The organism is Globicatella sanguinis (assembly GCF_002847845.2).
Classification (GTDB): domain Bacteria; phylum Bacillota; class Bacilli; order Lactobacillales; family Aerococcaceae; genus Globicatella; species Globicatella sanguinis.
In genome coordinates this window covers 2,167,845-2,189,111 of sequence record NZ_CP126962.1, presented here as the reverse complement: position 1 = coordinate 2,189,111, position 21,267 = coordinate 2,167,845, and the positions used below count along the sequence as shown (strand labels likewise).

Here is a 21,267-nt window from a genome sequence, read left to right as displayed (position 1 = left end):
CATCAAGATTGATCAAGTGTTTCATCTCCTTTCAAAATTCTCGTCCGTTCAATCATCAAAATGCCCTCATCATAAATATTATGTAAATAACTAGAAAAGATAACATCAATTAAAGTCATTTGAGCAATTCTTGATGACATGGCTGCACTTCTCATTCCTATTTCACTATTAGGAACAAATAAAGGATAAGTAGATAATTGACTTAATCGTGAGTTGCCTTCTTTCGTCATGGTGATAATCGTTGCCCCTAAATTTTTAGCTTCTTGCACACATTTAATGACTTCATCTGTTTCACCTGAATAAGAAATGGCAAAAGCTAAATCATTGGCATTCATATTCCGTGCCATTAACAGTTGCGTATGCCAATCTTCCGATACATGAACCATCTTATTAATTCTAGCAAACTTCATCTGCGCGTCTTTTGCGACGATTAGCGAAGCGCCGATGCCGAAGAAAACTATTTTATTCGCTTTTTCAATTTCACTCACACATTGGTCAATCAATGAATCCGAAATTAAAAATGTTAGTTCTCTTAATATTGATAAGTTATTCAAAATCACACTTTGAATCAATTCACTAGAATTATCATTTTGATTAAAGACATGATTATCTAATTCAAAGACATTCTCTCGCACCGCTTGTTCATAAAGCAATTCCTTATTAAAAGATTTATACCCGTCATATCCAATCTTTTTGCATAGTCGGATAATCGAAGTTGGAGAGGAAAATGTCGCTTCAGCTAATTGATGAATACTCATGTCTCCTACTTTCAATGGATTCTTTAAAACATAGTCGATAATCGATCGCTCTGTTTGACTGGCTGTTGGCCGATAAACTCTCAATTTTGTCAATGTATTACTCATTCTTACCTCCATTATAATCTGCATGGAATTTTATTACTATAAAACGCTTCAATCATGGTACATTGTACCACAAACTGTATTATTTGGGTAAGAGAAAAGGATGAGCAAGAGGGAGTGGACCAGAAGTTGAAAAGCGAATGATTTTCACTTCGTCTGTTCACCCCCGCACAGTTGAGTAGGTATCAAACAAGTCATTAAGACGCAGTTTGATACCACTCAACCACTGCGCTTTGAATTTATAAGAACTAATTTGACTGAATTTTTCAAATTTATGATTAATCTCATTAAGACGCAGTTTGAGGCCACTCAACCACTGCGCTTTTAAGTATCGAGCAATGACTTGACTGATTTTTTCAAATTTATGTTCAATCTCATTAAAGCGCAGTTTGAGGCCACTCAACCACTGCGCTTTGAATTAAATAGATATGCCTGAAAAGAATTAAAAAAGTTTTTGCCTAGCCTCTTAATGCCCATCACATATTGCTAAGTGAGAATTAAGCAATTGACAGAACCTTGCTAAAATCACCTAAGCACTGACTAAATAATTTTACTAAAGAATAAAATTATGAAACCAACTCCTATTTTCTATTATAGTTTAATTCTATTCATATAGGAAATTGACATTATTACTTAACTAACACTAACTCTTTTTAAATAGATTTTTTTCCCACGATAATTTTCAAATATTATCCTGATACTAGAAACTCTTATCCCCTTTTGCAAATCAATGATTTTTTTGTAGCCAATAGTTCCAAAAGATAATTTTATTACTTCTCCATCTCTTTTAACAATTTCAACTAAGAATTTTTCGACTCTTTGTCCTTTCGTAATATCCTCTTGGATGATTAAATAACGAATATCTTGGGTTTCTTCAACTTCAATAATTAATTCATTGGATTCAACAAATTTAAATTGGCAATCATCTTTATACAAAATATTCTTCCCGCAATGAATAGGAAATGTTTTGTCATTTATTTTTAGTTGCCTTATTTTTTCACCTAATCCTGCCAATTCTTGCGCATCTACTTCAGAAATTAATCCTTCTTTGTTAGGGGGGACATTTAATAATAAGACGCTATTACCGCCAACTGACTTTTTATATAAGTTAAATAGTTCTTCACTACTTTTTACTTGTGAGTCTTGATCAGGATGATAGAACCATCCTGGTCTTATCGAGGTATCTGTTTCAGCTGGATACCAGATTAATTTACCTGGATAATTCATGATGACAGAACGACTACCTAAATCAGCATCTTCATGTCGATAAGTTTGAGCAAATTCCTTATCATCTTCTTGTTGGGAGTGACTAGCGGTATAGGATGGATCTGAGTACGCTTCCGGTACCACACTCCACTCATTATTTCTTACGACGCCTGCTTCATTTCCTATCCATCGAACATCTGGTCCCATAATCGCAATGACGGCATTCGGTTGTAATTGGCGAATAGTTTGATAATAACCTAACCAATCATATTCTTGCGTTTTTCCATTAGGTCCTTCACCATTCGCGCCATCAAACCAAACTTCAAAAATGTCACCGTATTGTGTCAATAACTCGGTAAGTTGATTAACAAAAAATTCATTATACTCTTTTCCTGTACCATAGCTTGATTCAGTCATATCCCAAGGAGAAAGATAAACTCCAAATTTCATATCATATTTTTTACAAGCATCTGCCACTTCTTTTACGATATCACCGTTACCATCTTTATAGGGTGTATTGGCGATAGTATGTGAAGTATACTGGCTGGGCCATAAACAAAATCCATCATGATGTTTACAAGTTAATATGATACCTTTCATTTCAGAAGCTTTTAAAGCGCGAACCCATTGTTCAGCATCTAATCTCTTGGGGTTAAAACAACTAATATCTTCATTGCCCTGTCCCCATTCAGCATTATAAAACGTATTGATTCCAAAATGGATAAAACCAATAAATTCTAATTGTTGCCACTTTAATTGTCGCTCTGTAGGTACAATTTTTATTACATCCTCAATTTTTCTTCCCATAGGGTTATTCGTCACCTCCTAGTTTTGACATTAATTAAACTTTATATTCTTTTCAATTATAGTCTCTTGACACTCAACTATGACTTTTACTTTTGAGTAACGACGTTCCTCAAGATTTTCATCCAATCCGCTTAACTCCAGTTCATTTAATGTAATGGAAAACGAAACCTGTTTTCCTTTGGGAACAAATAGTTTCTTAAACCCTTTCAGTTCTTTGACTCGTGGTATGACTTTTAAATGATGAGCTCGAATATAAACCTGAACGACTTCGTGAGCATCGAATTCACCGATATTGGCAAGTTGTCCTGTTATTTCTACTTGATACTTTTCCTCAATGATTTTATCGCTAACTTTAACGTCACGAAGTTCAAATTTTGAGTAAGTTAAGCCATAACCAAACGGATAAGCATAACGTTCTTCTTGATCAATATAAGCATACTTATGATGATTATCTTTATAGTTATAATAAACTGGTAAAGAACCATTTGATAATGGGATACTCATTGCTAATTTACCACTTGGAGACACTTCACCAAACAAGAGTTCAGCAAAGGCTATCCCTCCCATTTCACCAGGGTATCCTAGATTAAAGAGACCTTTGATTTTTGACTCAACTTCCTTAATAATATGAGGTCGTCCTTGAATTAAGGCAACAATGATATTTTTATTAATTTTATAAATCTCATTCACTAATTCTTTTTGGCATGATGGTAATTCAACATCAGCCAAATCAATATTCTCGCCACTCGTCATTTCACTAGAGCCACTTAAGGCTGCTCCATTTTCATCAAATTGAGTTGAAAAATCACGCGCACTGGCTCCTCCCAAAGCAAGAATAATAAAATCAGCCTGTGCAGCAATTTCTTTTGCTTGTTCTATCAGTTCCGTAGAACCGAATGATATCATACTGCCTTTAGCATATAATACTTCAACGGGAGAGCCTTTAAGATGATCCTTAATGCCTTGTAAAATGGTAGACACAGTTTCGTCTTCTTTATAGGGTGTATAGTCCCCTAACTGATTATAAGATGCATCTGCATTAGGACCAATAACTGCTATTTTTTTTATTTTATTAACATCAATCGGTAAAATATTGTTTTCATTTTTTAATAAAACCATTGATTCTTGTGCTAGTTGTTTATTGATTTCACGTGATTCTCGGATATCATATCCTGTAATTTTCGGAGTTGGGGAGGCAAACAAGCCTAATTTTTCTTTTAATTTTAAAACTCTTAGAACCGCTTGATCTAAACTCTCCATCTCAAGGTATTTCTTTTCAATTGCACCTTCTAAATAGGTAAAAACATTATCCCAGAGACTAATATCTACCTCGCTTTTTAAAGCCCAAGCAGCTGCTAATTCACGATTGCCATCCACGAGTGAAACTAGACGTTCTAATGCAACACCATCAGACATTACAGCTCCTTCATAACCTAATCTATCTCGAAGCATTGAATTTAATAACTTCTCGTTACCATGACACGGGATGCCATCAATATCATTATAGGCAGCCATCGTTAGTTGAACATTTTCTTCAATAGCATATTTCATGGGCAATAAATGAATTTCATATAATTCTCGTTCCCCAATACCAGTTGGCCCTGCATTATGACCACCGTAAGTCGCACCTTGTCCCGCAAAATGTTTCAAAGTAGCCAATATCTTATCAGGTCCCAATCGTTCAGAATTATCCCCTTGAAGTCCTCTCAAAGCGGCTTTTGTAAAACTGCCTGTTAAATAAGCATCTTCAGAAAAGCATTTTTCAGTTCTGCCCCAACGAGGATCTCTAGATACATCTAGAGTAGAAATTAAACCAATATGTGCACCGGTCATACGTATTTCTTTAGCCACGATTTCTTGTGCTTTTTGATAAAGTGTGGGGTTCCAACTGGCTCCAACACTATAATTAACTGGAAAGCTAGTCGAGTAAAGTCCCTGATGTCCATTAGGACACTCTTCACTCAACAGTACTGGAATGCCTAAACGTGTATTCTCTTTCAAATATTTTTGAATATCATGGCTTAAATACCATGATTCTTCTTTCGTCAGTCCGTGCTTAAAATCCATCATTGACCATGGGTCTGCGCGAAAGACACCATAAATAAAACCTAAGCCGCCCCAGCGTTCTACTTCTTTTTTAAACGTTTCGGTTAGAATCACTTTCCCATTATTTTTTTCAAAGACATGCCAACCATACAATTTTTGATTCAGTTGTCCTACTTTTTCGCGAAGTGTCATTTCTTTTAATAATCGATTTATCATAAGACCACCTTATATTAATTTAATTGTTTTGATTTCATAGGGCTTTACTTCACACATAAAATGATTGTTTGAATCAATCCTTAATTCGGTTTCAATTTCTTCAAGTAAATTACATTCATAAACTTTAGTAAATGAAGAGATAACCTTAGCATTCAATTTGCTCCGACGGCCTTTAAAGTCAAAAAGTCGTACAATAATCCCTTTTCCATCTTCTGACTGTTTTAATGTGTCAATTATTATCGCATCATTATCAAATTCAATTGGTGGAGACTGTATCTGCTGATTCTTAGCAACCGGTAAAACAACCAATGGATTATTTAACTGATAGCTTTCTGCTACAACATCGGAATTCTTCCAATCACCTAGATGCGGATACAAACTATAAGAAAATTGATGATAACCAATATCTGCTTTTGGGTAGGGATCAATAGGTGACTTAATTAAAGATATTCCTAATTTTTGATACTCAGTATTGTAACCATATTTACAATCTGACATTAGTGCACAACCATAATCTTCTTCTGATAAATCAATCCACTTATGAGCACACGTTTCAAACTTGGCAATATCCCAACTAGTATTTCGATGTACTGGACGCTTAATATTTCCAAATTGAATGTCATGGGTACTTTCATATGTATGTATATCCACATTAAATTCTGCCCTTAATAACTGTTGGTTTTCTTGCCAATCCACTTCTGTTTTAAAATCAATTCTTCTTGAATATGCATGAAAAATCATTTCCTGTTGGATAGTAGAATGTTGATAGTGTCGTGCAATAAGGAGACTAAATATTAAGGATCCGTTTTCTTTTACTTTTACACTGTTTAAATGACGAATAGTCCAACGTTTATAGGGATAATAGATATCGATGTCCCATGCATCATAATCCATCGGGATATCCTCATACACCACTAACTCATTTAATAAACCTCGATCGACATTCACCATACGCTGCACTTCTTTATCATATAAACTAATAATTTGGTAATCTTTATCAAATTCAACACAATAATAAGGAGTCTCTAATTGACGGGTTTTGTCATTATATTTAAATCTTGAATCCGCTTCTTCCGATTTCGTTTCTTCCAGCCCTACTTTTACAGTGGATAATGGTTTCAAGTTAGGTAAATAATATAAGCGTTCGTGAGTTGTCAACTGTTGACTTTCTAACTCTTTTTGGCCATTTAGAAGTAGACTTCCTGTTGATTCCTTTAATTGAATATAGCCATTTTGTGAAATTCCATTAGGATTAAAGATTATTAAATCATTCTTTTCCTCAGGAGAGGGAAATAGATTGTTGTATAATTGTTCAAATGATGCAAATAATTTTTCGAAAGTAGAATCCGCTTCATCATAAACTTCTTGAATGGAACTCCCCGGTAGGACATCGTGAAATTGATGCTTTAAAACGATTTTCCATAAATTTTCTAATGCTGATTTTGGATAGTTTTCCAATTTATAAAGAGTATACAGTTTTTCAATGTTTTGTAAGTAAAATTCCGCAAAACGATTTTGACGCTTTATTTTACCGATAGAAGTATAAGTACCACGGTGATATTCAAAGTAAAGCTCACCCACCCATGTATTAAAGTTTTGTTTCTCACTCGATTTTTCCAAATTTTCAAAAAAATCAAGTGCGTTACTATTCTTCACTTTTGGTATTCCTGGTAATCCATTTTCTAATCTTTTTGCTGTTTCCAGCATTTCGATAGTCGGCCCTCCCCCACCATCACCATATCCATAGGCATTCATAATAAAGTTATTTTTATCTTTATTGATATAACGATCCCAACTTTTCTTTAAAGTTAACGGATCTAACATACCATTATAGGTGGTATAAAATGGTGTAGGACTATAACCGACACTAACTGTCGGTATAAAATGAACTAACACTTCACTTCCATCTAATCCTTTCCAAGTGAAAGAATCATTTGGTATTTGATTCATTTGATTCCATGATAATTTGGTGGTCATAAAATACGGAGTATTGGTTTTAGCCATGATTTGTGGCAGTGTTGGTGAATAACCAAATACATCCGGTAACCAACAGATTTTACTTTCAATTCCTAATTCATTTTTAAAATACTGTTTTCCATATAAAAATTGTCGAACCATGGACTCACCTGAAATTAAATTAGTATCACTTTCAACCCACATCGCTCCTTCAGGTATCCATCTTCCCTCTTTAATTTGGGTTTGAATCAATTGATATAGTTCTGGATACTGTTCTTTAATATCTTGATACAGTTGCGGCTGGCTTTGAATAAAAGTAAAATTAGGATAATCTTCCATAAATTTTAAAATCGTTGAAAAACTACGTTCCCCCTTTTCAATCGCTTGCTGAAATGTCCATAGCCATGCCAAATCAATATGTGTATGACCTATTGCATAGACATCCACTGATGACAATTCCTTGAATTTTTGATATAAATTCAATTGTAAAATCGACTGAATGGTTTCTAAACGCTGGTAGTAATCATCAGAATAAACTTGGCGAAAATCCAATAGCTTAGTACATTTCAATAATGTTTCTTGATAAATCAATTTATAAGAATCTTCTTCAATCGCTTGCCAAGCTTCAACCGCCACTCTAAAATCCCAATAAGTATTATAAGTAGCTTGATCAATTTTATACGCTTTTATATACATTGGGAATTGCTTTTCTTCTCGTCCACTAAAGATTTCTAATCGCAATGAAACCTTTTGTCCCCAAAACTTTTCTGGAACGACAGTATGACGATGATTTACATCTAATCCTTGAACTAGCTCTTCATTTAAATATAATTTCAACTGTGGATTGGTACTATTATCCCATTCTTTTAGAGAGGAATAGGCTTCAATCCAGAATGTTTCGCCAACATCTAATTGCGGAATCTTAATTTCAGATAACAAAGTATAATAACTATTTTTTTGTCCAAAATAAGTTCCTAAAACATAATCTTCATTTAAATCGCCCTTAACTAATCGAACATTATGAATTGGATATTCTTCTTTTTTGATAAAATTAGCTAATTTATAATATTGTTTTCTTATATATTCAAATTCAAACATAAAATCCTCCATATGCTTAGAACAATAGCCTCTGGAATATGAAACCAGAGGCTATTAATTATTTATTATCGACTCTTATGAATTTGCCCAACGGTCATAAGCACCTTGGTAAACTTTCACATAGTCTTCAATTCCCATTTTTTCTAAAGTTTTTAAGTAATCTGCCCAAGTATCATCATTCAATTCAACTGTTCCAGTAATGAATTTGGCTTCCATTTCAGTGACATAAGTCGAGATATCCGTTGCATTCATACTAATTTGATCTTGTTCATCTTTTGTTAAATAAGTGATTGGGAATGGAACTTCAGCATATGGTGTTACTTTCTCTTCCGTTTCTGCACGTAAGAATTCTGTGAATTCAGTGACATCTGGATCCTCAGGATTCACCTTAATCGCTGTTAAGTCTGTTTCATAAACTGGTACTAAAATACCATAAGCTGGTGTGATGGTACCACGATAATCTTCAGCTTTTTCAACATCGACATTCTCTTCATTAAAGAGTTTTATCTCATCACCTGCGGCATTTTGTCCTTTATTCCATAGGAAACCTTCTGGTCCTTGATTAATGAATTCATATCCATCTTCTGAATAGAAATAATCAACCCATCTAACGGCAGCTGCAGGATCTTTAGCTTGATTCGTCACTGCGAATGTACCTGTTGAGAATCGCGGACTGGCAACAGCTAGCGTTTCAGGTGAAAATTCGCTTGTCAATGTTTGGAACATTGGATCATTCATCGCTTCTTTTTCGTTTTCTCCTAATGTAAAGTATGAGAAATAGTCTTGGAATACTCCGATTTGATTATTTTGTCCTTTAGCTTTCTTTTGTTCATTAGATTGAATAAAGGTTTCTTGGTCTAATAATTTTTCAGAATATAATTTTTTCATAAATTCTAAGTAACCACGATAATTTTCAGTTGAAGGAGCAAATCTTACTTTACCATCAACTTCTTCGATAGAAGGTGATTTCATTCCAAACGAAGCCATCATATATAGACGAATAGTATCTAGTTTAACATCAGTTAAAGGAATTTCATCTTGTTGTCCATTACCATTCGGATCTTCATCACGCATGCGAACTAGTAAATCATAGAATTCATCAACTGTTTTCGGAACCTCTTCCACGCCTAGTGCTTCTAACCAAGTACCGTTATACCACATTGGACCTAATGGCCAAATACTAATTGAACTATGATTAATATAAGGTAAGCTATAAATATGACCGTCCGGAGCTGTGATTGATTTTTTAATATCTGGATTTTCTTCTAATACTTTGGATAAGTTTGGAGCATTTTCTGCTAACAAATCCTCTAATGGTAATAAAATTCCTTGAGAACCGTAATCTACTTCCATCCCACGTGTTAAGTTTTGCGACCCTGCTGCAAAAATAACATTAGGAAGATCACCACTGGCAAATGCTAAATTAAGGCGTGTACTAAAATCTGCCATTGGAGGTGTAATATATTCCCATTTAATATTAGTCATTTTTTCATATTCTTGTAAAGTTGGCATATCTTTCCATTCAGCTAATCCTGTACCTGGAGCAATTAAACTCATTTCTAAAGGCTCTTCAGAAACAGGAAATTTCGTTAGGGTGGCAAATTTCAAGTTTAAATTAGCCAGCGTACATCATCTCAAATGGTGATTTGTAGTTGAACATTCTTTTCGGATAATGATTAATCCAGTTTTCAATTTTCTTTACTTCTAATTCCGTTACATCTGTTGTTCCTTTAGGTAAAAACCGCCTTATTAGTCGATTGTGGTTTTCGTTTGTTCCCCGTTCATATGAACAATAGGGATGGGCATAATAAATATGCTCATAAGGAAAGACTTCATGCAGTCTAAAAAATTCAACACCATTATCCGCAGTAATTGATTTAATCGCATATTCATTGAGTATATCTAATAAAGCATTATTGACGGATGCCGCCTGTTTATTCGGAATCAGTCGAATAATTTGATGGCGTGTCCGACGATCGGTTAATACGAGTAAACATTTATTGGTCTTGCGCGTTAGAATCACGGTGTCAATTTCATAATGACCGTACTCACCACGCTGATTAATGACTTCCGGACGCATTTCTATGGATTGACCTTTCACTCTAAATTGCGAGCTAGTATTCTTACGTTTTTTCTTTGATTTACGTGGATAAAGTAAGTCATTCGATGTTAAACCTAAATGTCCGTTATGAATCCAATAGTAAATCGTTGAAACAGGAACGTTGACAAGATTAGAATGAACGATCATTTCTGGTGAATATTTCATTTCGGTCAGAAAATGAACGAGTGTTTCTTTGGTTTCCTTATCAAGTGACACTTTGCGGCCACACTTGTCACGCTGTTTTAAATACTGAGAATGAGCATACTCAGCAGAATAAATCTTTTTGAAGCGACCTTTTCTCACTTGTTGAAGCACAAGCCCTCTTTTGATTTCATTATGAATCGTTTGAGGGGCTTTATCTAGAAGACGCGCAATTTCACGATTAGACTTACCACTACGGTGCCAACGCTCAATATTATGACGATCGTCCAAGGTTAAATGTTTATTTCGGGTCTTGCTTTCTGCTGAAAATGAATTATAATGATGATACATCTTAAAACGTCCTTTATTTTGGTTTGGTTACTACAATAATAACGTTTTGAGATGTTTTTTTCTATACTTTTTTCTATACCGTAGCACTTGACTGAATCGTCGAATCGGGTGCGGGGTCACTCCCCGACCTTCCGCACTACGCTTAAATTTTCGGTCGAGTCATTTAGCTTACCCGATTCTCCCATTAAGTAAAGTGCTACTGTTGTATTGAAAGCCATAAAATAGTTCCCCTCCCAACCGCAACTAGCAGCTTTATTTTCAATCATAAAAATGGGGAGGATACACAATTTAAGTGGCTAATTTAATTTTAGAACTTTCAAATTTCGTTAGGGTGTCTGCATTAACGGGTAGTACATTCATCAGTGTTGACAATAATAAACCTGCTGCTGTTGCTTTAACTAAACTTTTTTTCATAATAAATCTCTCCTTATTTTTTATTTAATATAATTTTACAGCCATAAATTGGAAATTGCGCTTCATCATCCGGTATTGTAATATGATGGGCATCCCATTCAATTGTTTTTCCATCTGAAAAGCTTTGAACATCTTGTACTGAAGAGACTAATTCACTAGGTAACAAAACGTCGAGTGCCATTTTTTGATTACATCTAGCTTTATCGATAAACAGATTGATAGCATGATCTTTTTGAGTTAAAAAATACAGACCATTCGGTTGATAATGCTTGAGTGCACGCGTTCCATAGATTCCTTCACTATAAATTTTCATCCAATCACCTAATCGTTTCAGTGATTGTACTTCTTCAGCTAGTAAAGTTCCTTTCGGAGTCGGTCCAACTCCAAACAACACATTTCCTCCCTTACTTATAATTTCAACCATTGTCCTAATCAATTCATCACCAGATTTAATCGTATCATCTGGTACATAACCCCAATCGTTGCCAATTGGGACATTACTTTCCCACGGTTTCGTTGGTATCTGATGATAGTCAGGAATTTTTCTTTCAGGAGTAACATAATTTTCATGACGACCACCCATTGCTCGATTTACCATAATGAGCTCAGGTTGATGTTTACGGGCAATTTCAGCTATCAGATCCATTTGTAAATCTTCTTTACCTTCACCACACCACCCCGCATCTAACCAGAGTAAATCAATTTTCCCATAATGGGTCGTTAATTCTTCGATTTGGCGATGAACGAAATCAACATAACGTTGCCAAATTTCAGGATATTGAGTTGTATCATAACTCACATGACGTCCTTTTATCTCATCATCATCTAGCCAATAATAAGGACTATACCAGTCTGCTTTTGAATAATATACTCCGGCAGCCATATGATGACGACGAATAGCTGTCATGATTTCTCGATATAAATCAATTTTACAAGGACTTTGTTTGCCACAAATCTTAAATTCACTATATAAGGTATTAAACAAATTGAAACCATCATGATGCTTAGACGTTACAATGCCATATTTAAAACCACAGTCACTTAAAAGAGACATCCATTCGTCAGCATTAAATTCGGTAGGATTAAATTCTCCAATTAAATTCCAATAGTCTAGCTTTAATTGTCCAATCGACTCACGCCAAGCTTTAGGTTCTCTTGCCCATTCATCTTTTTCCGATAATTGCCATGATTCAACAATACCAGCTTGCGAATATAATCCCCAATGAATCAAGAAACCTAGTTTTTGATCTTGAAACCATTCCAATTTTTGTGGCAACCATTTTGATTCTGGATACTGACTCATATCCAATTCGTTTGTTCCCTTACCTTGGACAATATCGCCACGAACTAAGTCTGACATAATCACCCTCCTTGTAATATATATTTAAAGATCTAATATTATATCTTATCATAAAACGCTTACACCAACAGTTCAATATGTATCTCCAAAGGCCATATGTAAGATATATTCTATTTATTATAGTTGGCAATGACAGTATTCATTGCATTTAAATTTTGATCCAATCTAAATAAAATTTCCTCCACAGTTAAAGCATTTGGTTTATCACACCAAATACAATACTCAACACCTTCTAGTAAACAGTGGTGGTCGAAGGGCATCATTTGGTCATCTGAAAACAGTAATGGTTGCCATCCTTGTATGATTTTATCAGGTACAGGATATTGATAACCCGCATTTTCACCTAAAACAAAATACATATACTTATCATTACTGTTAACCAACTGATGTCCCTTTTCGATAAAAGTACAAAGAGGTGCCATGTTCTTGTTCCTTCGTGTCCAATAATGAACAACAGCGCGATGGTCTACTTCTACCAAACCAGAATCATTTAAACGATAAAGTCCATCACTCCACACATGGGGACGCAAACCTTTTGAGCATACAAATTCAATTAATTGATTAACATATTCAATATAAAGTTCAAGTCCACTCGCTTGGGTGCCATACTTTTCGATTGTTCCTTGATATAAATCTGGATAACTTGAAATTTGATCAAAATCAATAAATTCATCGACCCCAATATGAAATCCTGAGCTTTCTTTAAATAAATGGATATATTCATCTAGTAATGAAAGTACCAATTCAACTGCCTTTGGATTAGTAATATCCAGTGCATTATTAGGAATACTAAGAGTACTTTTTTCTACTTTAAGACGTAATTCAGGTCGTACTTCTAGTAATGGTTTTAAATGACCTGGACTATCAAGTTCTGGTAAAATTTCAATCTGTTTTAAACTTGCTTCTTTCATAATCAGCTTAACTTCTTCTTTAGATAAATGATTTTCAGCTACCATTTCAGGACAAGTGTCACATTCAATGCGGAATCCTTCATTATCACTAAAATGCCAATGTAGAGTATCAAAGCGATGTTTATCCATAATATCAAGGATTGCCATCATCTCTTTGAAATTAAAATATTTGCGTCCCGTATCAACCATTAAGATTTTTTTCATTACTTATCCTTTCAGTGAACCAACCATAACCCCTTTTACAAAGTATTTTTGTAAAAATGGATACACAATAATAATAGGTAATGTTGAAACAATCATAACACCGTATTTAATGACTTCACTTAGCTGTTGTTTTGAATAAGCTAACTCTGCCATTGATGAGTTCATCATACTTGAAGTGGCACTACCAGTTGACGAAAGATCTTGTAACACTAATATTTCTCTTAAAATCATTTGTAATGGATATTTTGCTTTGTCTGATAAGTAAATTAATGCACCAAAGAAACTATTCCAGTGTCCAACACCATAAAACAATCCCATAACTGCTATAATCGGCATGGATAATGGTAAGATAATTTTGATAAACATTGTTAAATCATTACACCCATCGATAATCGCTGCTTCCTCTAATTCACGTGGTACATTTGTTTCAAAAAAGTTCGAGTCACAACAATATTGTACATTGAAGCTGCTCCAGGTAAGACCATCGCCCAAATAGTGTCTAGCAAGCCTAAATTACGCATTAATAAATAAGTTGGAATCATCCCGCCGCTGATAAACATTGGAACTATCATAAAATTCATTAGAAAATTACGTCCAAAAAAATCTTTTCTTGCCAATGCATAAGCACAAGGAATTGTAACCATTAAGTTAATCGCAGTTCCTAATAAAGTATAAATAATAGTATTTTTATACCCTGTCCAAATCTGTTTGTTATCAAAAATTGCTTCATAACCCATCCAAGTAAATTCTTTCGGAAATAACCACATCTCTCCAGAATTCACATGATAAGGATTGCTGACAGAAGCACTCAATATATAAATTAATGGATATAGGACCAGTATTAAAGCAATTAATAGGTAAAGGTAAACAAAAAATAAATATACACGGTCTTTAAATAACATTTTTTTACCAAACAATTAAACCACTCCTTTCTAGAATAATGAAGTTTGACTAACTTTTTTAGCAATTTGATTTACAATGACCAGTAAAATCATATTAATAAGAGCATTAAATAAGCCAACCGCAGCGGCAAAGCTGTATTGTGCATCAAGTAAACCTTGCTTGTAAACAAAAGTCGCAATAACATTGGATGATTCCATATTTAAAGGGTTTTGTAATAAAATAATTTTCTCAAAGCCCATTGCCATTAAAGAACCGAAATTCATAATTAACAAAATAACCATCGTTGGAATAATGGTTGGAATATTAATGTACCAATTACGTTGCCATCTAGTTGCCCCATCAATCGTTGCAGCTTCATGTAATTGTTCATCGACACCAGATAATACAGCAAAGTAAATGACTGAGCCCCAACCTGTTGATTGCCAAACACCAGATAAAACGTAAATAGTTTTAAACCATCGTGGATCTTGTAAAAATGCAGTGCGTTCAAATCCTAAAAAACTTAAGAAATGGTTAATAATCCCGGTTGAAGGTGATAAGAATGAAATAATCATCCCTGAAATAACCACAACAGAAATAAAATTGGGTGCATAGGTTGCTGTTTGGACAAACTTTTTAGCAAAGCCATCTTTAACTTCATTTAGTGCTAGCGCCAAAATAATCGGCAATGGAAACCCAACAATCAATGAATAAACATTAATGCCGACAGTATTTTTAATTAAATCCCAAAAATAATATGAATTGAAAAATCTTTGAAAATGTTTAAAGCCTACCCACGGACTCCCTAAAATACCTAATGAAGGCATATAATCTTTAAAAGCGATAATAACCCCATACATAGGGAAATACGCAAAGATTAAAAAATATAGAAACGCAGGAAATGCAAAGAGGTATAAATAACGACTGTGATAAATTTTTTGCCATATCGTTTTTTCTTTATTCACACGACGAATTGGTTGTGATAGTTCCATAAATTTCACCCTTTCTTCTCATAACAACATCATAAAACGCTTTCAAAATATTATCAATATGTGCTTTTTAAGATCATGTGTATTCTATCGATTTTATTGTAACCATTTTCATAATGTTTTATAATATAGCTATCGCAGAAAGGAGAGGCTCATGAAAAAATATTTACTTATCTTCTTACTACTTTTATTATTGTTGTTCGCACCACGTTTGTTAATAAGTTTAAAAAGTGATAGGATAATAATAGATGATTTTCCCGTAAGCGGACACATTGTTGACGAAACACCACTCAAAAGCGTCGTTGTTACTCTAAGAAGTAATATTAAAGCTTCAAACGAAGAAAACATCGATCACTATATTAATACACTTATTCCCTCTGCTCGAGAGGAAACCGAAAAAGAAATACGCTCTTTCTTTGAAAAATATGATTTACATATCGAACTGATTTCAATTGATGTAGTTGAACAAACCCCTGAAAGAGTCAAATTAAGAGTCGTACAACAAAGTGAAAATCACAATGAGGCCGATTATCGCAATCATGAAGCCACAGTCGGTATGACTTTTATCAAAGTTAATGATCAGTGGTTAATAGCGGAAAGTATGATGGAAAATACAAAATTTAATTATGCGAAGGAATAGACGATGAATAAATTAACAACATTAACAGTAAATTTAGGTAATTTTATTTTGACGGTTTTGAAATTACATATTTTAGCCTTAATACATATTTTAAAAGGTGGAGTTGTACTAGGTATATTTCCTGCCATGGCAACCATTTGGGATTTATATTTCGATTCTTTTAACAATGATACGGATCCCCAAATAACTCAATTTTCCAAAAAATGGCAACAGTATTTTAAATACGCCAATTTAACTGGATTTATAATATTAGTCTTTATCTTATTAATTAGCTATGAAATTCTATTAACCTTAAAGGTATTACATTGGCCATGGTTAAGTCTTTTTTTACTGTTTATTTTATTCCTATTAATCGGCATTTTTATTTACAGTTTTGCTAGTCTTATTCGCTATGATTTATCCATAAAAAATCATCTTAAACAAGGATTTTTTCTTTTACTGTGTTCAATTCCTGAATTCATCGCGGGAATTATTGGCGCTGCCTTAGCCTTAGCTGTCTTAGCACTATTCCCTTTTCTAGCTTTTTTTGCATCGATTCCGCTAATTATCTTTCCATTTGCTTGGTTTAGTTACCAAGCTGTGACAAAACTCGAGCGAAATCAAATGAATGGAGGTTCTTAATGTTAAAACGCAATTTTAAATCAAAATTTTATTTTTTATTGCCATACATTCTTGTCTTCTTTATTCCTTTCTTTTGTTTATCGCTCCTTTTACATCATTACTTTATTGTGAATACACAAGAACAATTAGAACAATATGAAAAAAACAGCATACTCAAAACTGAGAATAATATTTATGATACGATTATTAGCTTAAATCAAATGACAAATAATATTAGCAATCATCCAAAGCTCACTCGTTATTATGTAACCAATCGAGCAATACTGAATGAAACTTCTGAATTATTAAAGCAATATGCTAATATTAACTCTAATATCGATGAAATGATACTCTATTATCCTTTAGGAGATGAATATTACTATTCTTCCCAAGGGTTCTATAATTCAGATGCGATTATGAATCAAAAATTAAGAATTGATCAAGATTCATTTGCAGAATTTAATCACTTACTTAACTCAGACGCTTATGGTTTATTTCTAATCAAAAAAGTCAACACACCGCAATTAGTTTTTATATCAAATTTAAAAACGAGCAATTATAAAAGTGGGAAAGTAATCTATTTTATTAATTCACCACGTTTTGTAAAACATTTTTCGTCAGAATATGAACACGATATCGTCCTACTTAATCATAAAAATGACTTTCTATATAGTTCTAAAGATATAACCGAAGAAACCTTACAACTTGCGAAACAACATCAAGCTAACGAAAATTATAAGACACTCACCGCAGAAAAAGATTACATTATTAGCTACGACACTATAGGGGTTCCTTTTAAAATCGTAACTTTAATTAATAAAAACACATTTAAAGCCCCTCTCAATCGTTTAAAATTCCTATTTTATTTTGGAATCGTTGCTTTGAGTTCTGTTGGCTTATGGATTTCTTGGTTCTTTACTAATCGACAATATCGCCCAGTAAAAAATATTGCCGATAGTCTACGAACAATCTTACCCAATGAAGTAAATGTTCATGCAGATGATACGAATATCTATCGCCACTTACAGAGTAATATTGATTTAATGATTGAAAATCAAAATGAATTATCACTACAATTAGAAAGACAAAAAAATCAGTATATTAATTCTTTATATAAAAGTGTTTTAGAAGGGAATACCTTGAATGAAACGGATCAACAATTTATGATGACGAATCTTAAAACGTTTGATCAATCAAAATATTTTACTATCATCATCAATTCAAATGAATTAATGGAACAATTGGATGATATATTTCCTTTTGAAACAGAAAACTTTGAAGCTTTTCTCGTTAATGAACGCTTTATCAAACAATATCAACTCATCTTTTGTCATTATGATGCCAAGTATATTAATCCGACCACGATTTGTGAAACGATATATCACTATATGTTACAAGAAGAATTAGAAAACTTTTCATTACTTGTTGGTAGAGCCGGTTATCAAATACAAGACTTCTACTCTTCCTATTTAGATACTTTGTATTTACTTGAAAAGGATTCAACAAAATTTGACGAATCTGAATCCATTTTATTTTTTAATATCAATGAACAGACAGAGGAAACTGATGCTAATTACATTTTCTCAACTAATTTAATTAAACTAAGAAATTCAATCGAAAATGGAAATAGTAGTACTTGTCAGAGCTCCGTAGAAGAAATCATAGAAATCGCCAAATACCCTACTACTAATCAAATAATGTCAAAAACACTCTTATACGAAATTGTTAATTGCTTGATGAAATATGCTACAGAACACCAGATTAAAATTCCCCAATCGATTTATGATCAATTAGGCGCTAATTTTAATCCCTATAACGCAAAACAACCATTATTAGATTTTGCCAATTATATTTGTGAGCAAATGCAAGCTATCCTTGAGAAGAAAGAACAAGATCAAAATAACGAAATTATTACTCATATATTAGCTCATTATCGTAATATTGACTTTAGCATCGAACAACTAGCTGACGATTTAGATGTTTCAGTTAATGCTATTAACCAAGTATTAAAGGAAAAAGTTGGAATTACTTTTAGTAAGTATGTCCAACAATTGCGTTTCAATTATGTGAAAGAACAACTGGTGTCAACTGAATTAACTATTAAAGATATTATTCGTAACTCCGGTTACTTAGATGCTTCAAACTTTACAAGACAATTTAGAACTTTTTTTGGTTGCACACCTGGACAATATAGAACTCAATATAAAAATAAAGCATAAAAACTTTCGGCAGAATGATATTTACTCCATCCTGTCGAAAGTTTTATTTTTATCCTAATTGTGCGAGACGATACATCGTTAGCGCATATATTTCAAGATTAAGAAATATATCTTCCAAATCCCAATATTCATTCGGTTGATGAGCAATCCCTTTTTGTCCAGGAAAACTAGGTCCAAAGGGCACGATATTCGGGATTAATTTAGCATAGGTGCCTCCAGTGGTTGTAACCGGTGTTCCATCCATACTAGTGACATCTTGGTAGCTTTGTGACATTATTTTTATCTGAGAATGAGTTTTATCAAAGACGACGGGTTGCCAATTCGAAATGACTTCGATTAATATCGGGTAATTGGATAATTTATGTTGAATGTTCTTTATCAGTTGATCGTACGTAATGGTCGGTAGATAACTAATTGAAAAGGTAAAACTTACTAGGTCATCCTCAGAAGCTAGTTGAAATCCCCTTATCTCTAGTTTGCCATATTCTATATGTTCCGTTGCGATACCTAAACGATCTCCTGAATCATTAGCTGCTAAGAAATAATCTGTCAATACTTTCGAGAAAACATCCATATCACTCATTGATGAACTTAATTTGACTCTCAATCGACCGCGCTCACTGTAAACAGGTGGGTACTTACAATCCGGTGTATAGCCATATTTAGGCGGCTGTTCATTTGCTAGATAGTGTGGGACATCATGAAACCCGCTTTCTTCATCACAGCCAAAAATAATACGAATCGATAGAGGGAGGTCAATATTTTCCTCTTCACATATTTCTTTGACTACTTTCAAAGCGAATAAGTTGGTGTATATGGGGCCTTTATTATCTAAAACACCACGACTGATAATCTTATCCTCAACAATTTCCCCACTAAAAGGTGGCACTAGCCAACCGTCTTCAACGTCCACAACATCCAAGTGACCCATGATGCCAATATACTCTGTATTATGTCCCCAATGAGCAAACCCTACTTGGTTTCCTATGTTTTGAGTTTCAAATCCAAATGATTCTGCTAAGGAGAGTGTATGTTCTAGCGCTTGTTTAATCGCTTTACCATACGGAGCATCAGCTAGAGGTGCGGACTTAATACTCGGTATTTGCACGATTTGTTGAATTGCAGTGATTAACTCTTGTCTGATTTCTTTACATCTCGCAATGATTTTTTCTTCAATTAAATTCATTTAAATTCCCTTTTCTTTCCAGAGGAGCGGTACGAGATTTCATATATTCATCTAACCACTCTGCACTTGCCGGCTCTATTTGACAATGTCCACCTTTTATTTTATTCACTAAATAAACTGTCGGTGATAAAGTTTGGGTGGCAACTACAATTGAAAAATTATCGATATTAGTCGCTGCTCCCCAATTACCTGATTTATCCATTGCTACTACTGATAGATCGCCCACTTTTTGACGTTTTTGGGTCAACTTTTGCATCGTATTGTTCACCGCTGTTTCGCAGGCTGCTTGTGGGGAGAGTCCAGATTCCATAAGCCTTACAATCTCATATGAAATAACGCCTTTCATTAAATCTTCTCCTAGTCCTGTTGCGGTTGCAGCACCAATTTCACTATCTGCATAAAGCCCCGAACCAATAATTGGTGAATCGCCCAAACGACCTTTTTTCTTCATAAATAAACCACTTGAGCTCGTTCCTGCTACTAATTTTCCAGCTTGATCAAGACCGACAATGCCAACCGTATCATGACCGATATAAGGCTTTAATTCTTGTTGCTTATCCTCAAATAAACGATTATGATAATGAATTTTAGCTCTTTCAGTCAACATTGTTTTTCTTTCGAATCCCATCTGACTAGCGTATCGTTCAGCACCATCACCAATCAAAAAATTATTTACAGGGTATTGACTTAACGAACGTGCAATCGCGATTGGATTAGCAAAATCCATAATGCCACCCACTGCCCCAATATCAAAATTATCACCATCCATAAAAGCGGCATCCAATTCAACTTCCATTAATTCATTCGGTAAACCTCCATAACCTACTGATTTAAAGAAAGGAAAATCCTCAACTTTTTTTATTGCGATTTCCACAGCATCTGCACTTGAGATTCCTTGATTTAGTTGTAAGCTAGCTTTGGTAATCCCTTCCAGTGACATCCGCCATGTACCAATCATTCCCCACATTTAATATAACCTCCTTGGAAATAATTTCAATGCTCTCAATTTTATCTTAACAGACTACCCACTTAGTGTGTATATGTGATTTATAAAAAATATGGAAAACACGCTCATAATAA

At 33.9% G+C, this 21,267-nt stretch carries 15 protein-coding genes and 1 pseudogene; 3 read left to right on the top strand and 13 right to left on the bottom strand.

Features of this window, described 5'->3' with window-relative positions:
* Nucleotides 1–2: 2 nt before the first annotated feature.
* From CYJ72_RS09715 to CYJ72_RS09660, 11 genes and pseudogenes are all read right to left on the bottom strand, one after another.
* Entirely contained in the window at nt 3–863 is an 861-nt protein-coding gene (locus CYJ72_RS09715) for a MurR/RpiR family transcriptional regulator (protein ID WP_284629667.1), read from the bottom strand.
* A 630-nt stretch (nt 864–1,493) separates the two neighbouring features.
* Nucleotides 1,494–2,873: an alpha-L-fucosidase gene (locus CYJ72_RS09710; protein ID WP_101813153.1), complete on the bottom strand. Its 1,380-nt coding sequence runs from the start codon at nt 2,871–2,873 to the stop codon at nt 1,494–1,496.
* A 30-nt stretch (nt 2,874–2,903) separates the two neighbouring features.
* Nucleotides 2,904–5,135 carry a glycoside hydrolase family 3 N-terminal domain-containing protein gene (locus tag CYJ72_RS09705; protein WP_284629663.1) on the bottom strand — a complete coding sequence of 744 codons (2,232 nt, stop codon included), beginning with the start codon at nt 5,133–5,135 and terminating at the stop codon, nt 2,904–2,906.
* A gap of 9 nt (nt 5,136–5,144) precedes the next feature.
* The gene (locus tag CYJ72_RS09700) at nt 5,145–8,189 is read right to left on the bottom strand and encodes an alpha-mannosidase (RefSeq protein WP_284629661.1); all 3,045 of its coding nucleotides are present in this window, start codon (nt 8,187–8,189) and stop codon (nt 5,145–5,147) included.
* A 75-nt stretch (nt 8,190–8,264) separates the two neighbouring features.
* On the bottom strand, nt 8,265–9,746 hold the full coding sequence (locus CYJ72_RS09695; RefSeq protein WP_284629659.1) for an extracellular solute-binding protein: 1,482 nt from the start codon (nt 9,744–9,746) through the stop codon (nt 8,265–8,267).
* Nucleotides 9,747–9,804: 58 nt separating this feature from the next.
* The gene (locus tag CYJ72_RS09690) at nt 9,805–10,782 is read right to left on the bottom strand and encodes an IS30 family transposase (protein WP_284629657.1); all 978 of its coding nucleotides are present in this window, start codon (nt 10,780–10,782) and stop codon (nt 9,805–9,807) included.
* A 288-nt stretch (nt 10,783–11,070) separates the two neighbouring features.
* Nucleotides 11,071–11,196 (bottom strand): hypothetical protein, encoded by a 126-nt coding sequence (locus CYJ72_RS09685; RefSeq protein ID WP_284629655.1) that lies wholly within the window; start codon nt 11,194–11,196, stop codon nt 11,071–11,073.
* Nucleotides 11,197–11,209: 13 nt separating this feature from the next.
* Entirely contained in the window at nt 11,210–12,556 is a 1,347-nt protein-coding gene (locus CYJ72_RS09680; RefSeq protein WP_284629653.1) for an alpha-L-fucosidase, read from the bottom strand.
* Between the two features lie 110 nt (nt 12,557–12,666).
* A complete protein-coding gene (locus tag CYJ72_RS09675; RefSeq protein ID WP_284629651.1) occupies nt 12,667–13,671 on the bottom strand; it encodes a family 20 glycosylhydrolase in 1,005 nt (334 codons plus the stop codon).
* A gap of 3 nt (nt 13,672–13,674) precedes the next feature.
* Nucleotides 13,675–14,573 (bottom strand): annotated as a pseudogene (locus tag CYJ72_RS11610) (carbohydrate ABC transporter permease).
* A gap of 30 nt (nt 14,574–14,603) precedes the next feature.
* Nucleotides 14,604–15,545, bottom strand: a complete 942-nt coding sequence (locus CYJ72_RS09660) for an ABC transporter permease (RefSeq protein ID WP_066124229.1) — start codon at nt 15,543–15,545, stop codon at nt 14,604–14,606.
* 151 nt (nt 15,546–15,696) lie between these two features.
* On the opposite strand from CYJ72_RS09660, the gene CYJ72_RS09655 reads away from it, so the two are divergent.
* From CYJ72_RS09655 to CYJ72_RS09645, 3 genes are read left to right on the top strand one after another with little or no spacing between them, the layout of a single operon-like run.
* The gene (locus tag CYJ72_RS09655; RefSeq protein ID WP_284629643.1) at nt 15,697–16,182 is read left to right on the top strand and encodes a hypothetical protein; all 486 of its coding nucleotides are present in this window, start codon (nt 15,697–15,699) and stop codon (nt 16,180–16,182) included.
* 3 nt (nt 16,183–16,185) lie between these two features.
* On the top strand, nt 16,186–16,803 hold the full coding sequence (locus CYJ72_RS09650; protein WP_284629641.1) for a DUF624 domain-containing protein: 618 nt from the start codon (nt 16,186–16,188) through the stop codon (nt 16,801–16,803).
* Nucleotides 16,803–19,001: an AraC family transcriptional regulator gene (locus CYJ72_RS09645; RefSeq protein WP_284629639.1), complete on the top strand. Its 2,199-nt coding sequence runs from the start codon at nt 16,803–16,805 to the stop codon at nt 18,999–19,001. Before CYJ72_RS09650 ends, CYJ72_RS09645 begins: the two co-directional genes overlap by 1 nt.
* A gap of 49 nt (nt 19,002–19,050) precedes the next feature.
* Here the strand turns inward: CYJ72_RS09645 and CYJ72_RS09640 are convergent, their stop codons facing one another.
* Nucleotides 19,051–20,187 carry a M20/M25/M40 family metallo-hydrolase gene (locus CYJ72_RS09640; protein WP_284629636.1) on the bottom strand — a complete coding sequence of 379 codons (1,137 nt, stop codon included), beginning with the start codon at nt 20,185–20,187 and terminating at the stop codon, nt 19,051–19,053.
* A complete protein-coding gene (locus CYJ72_RS09635; RefSeq protein WP_284629634.1) occupies nt 20,174–21,154 on the bottom strand; it encodes a glycosylasparaginase in 981 nt (326 codons plus the stop codon). The genes CYJ72_RS09640 and CYJ72_RS09635 overlap by 14 nt, the downstream gene beginning before the upstream one ends.
* Nucleotides 21,155–21,267 lie beyond the last annotated feature (113 nt).

What these genes read in the sequence shown, in the direction of transcription:
- CYJ72_RS09715 (WP_284629667.1), bottom strand. Translation starts at nt 863, where the DNA reads ATGAGTAATACATTGACAAAATTGAGAGTTTATCGGCCAACAGCCAGT.
- CYJ72_RS09710 (WP_101813153.1), bottom strand. Translation starts at nt 2,873, where the DNA reads ATGGGAAGAAAAATTGAGGATGTAATAAAAATTGTACCTACAGAGCGA.
- CYJ72_RS09705 (WP_284629663.1), bottom strand. Translation starts at nt 5,135, where the DNA reads ATGATAAATCGATTATTAAAAGAAATGACACTTCGCGAAAAAGTAGGA.
- CYJ72_RS09700 (WP_284629661.1), bottom strand. Translation starts at nt 8,189, where the DNA reads ATGTTTGAATTTGAATATATAAGAAAACAATATTATAAATTAGCTAAT.
- CYJ72_RS09695 (WP_284629659.1), bottom strand. Translation starts at nt 9,746, where the DNA reads ATGAGTTTAATTGCTCCAGGTACAGGATTAGCTGAATGGAAAGATATG.
- CYJ72_RS09690 (WP_284629657.1), bottom strand. Translation starts at nt 10,782, where the DNA reads ATGTATCATCATTATAATTCATTTTCAGCAGAAAGCAAGACCCGAAAT.
- CYJ72_RS09685 (WP_284629655.1), bottom strand. Translation starts at nt 11,196, where the DNA reads ATGAAAAAAAGTTTAGTTAAAGCAACAGCAGCAGGTTTATTATTGTCA.
- CYJ72_RS09680 (WP_284629653.1), bottom strand. Translation starts at nt 12,556, where the DNA reads ATGTCAGACTTAGTTCGTGGCGATATTGTCCAAGGTAAGGGAACAAAC.
- CYJ72_RS09675 (WP_284629651.1), bottom strand. Translation starts at nt 13,671, where the DNA reads ATGAAAAAAATCTTAATGGTTGATACGGGACGCAAATATTTTAATTTC.
- CYJ72_RS09660 (WP_066124229.1), bottom strand. Translation starts at nt 15,545, where the DNA reads ATGGAACTATCACAACCAATTCGTCGTGTGAATAAAGAAAAAACGATA.
- CYJ72_RS09655 (WP_284629643.1), top strand. Translation starts at nt 15,697, where the DNA reads ATGAAAAAATATTTACTTATCTTCTTACTACTTTTATTATTGTTGTTC.
- CYJ72_RS09650 (WP_284629641.1), top strand. Translation starts at nt 16,186, where the DNA reads ATGAATAAATTAACAACATTAACAGTAAATTTAGGTAATTTTATTTTG.
- CYJ72_RS09645 (WP_284629639.1), top strand. Translation starts at nt 16,803, where the DNA reads ATGTTAAAACGCAATTTTAAATCAAAATTTTATTTTTTATTGCCATAC.
- CYJ72_RS09640 (WP_284629636.1), bottom strand. Translation starts at nt 20,187, where the DNA reads ATGAATTTAATTGAAGAAAAAATCATTGCGAGATGTAAAGAAATCAGA.
- CYJ72_RS09635 (WP_284629634.1), bottom strand. Translation starts at nt 21,154, where the DNA reads ATGTGGGGAATGATTGGTACATGGCGGATGTCACTGGAAGGGATTACC.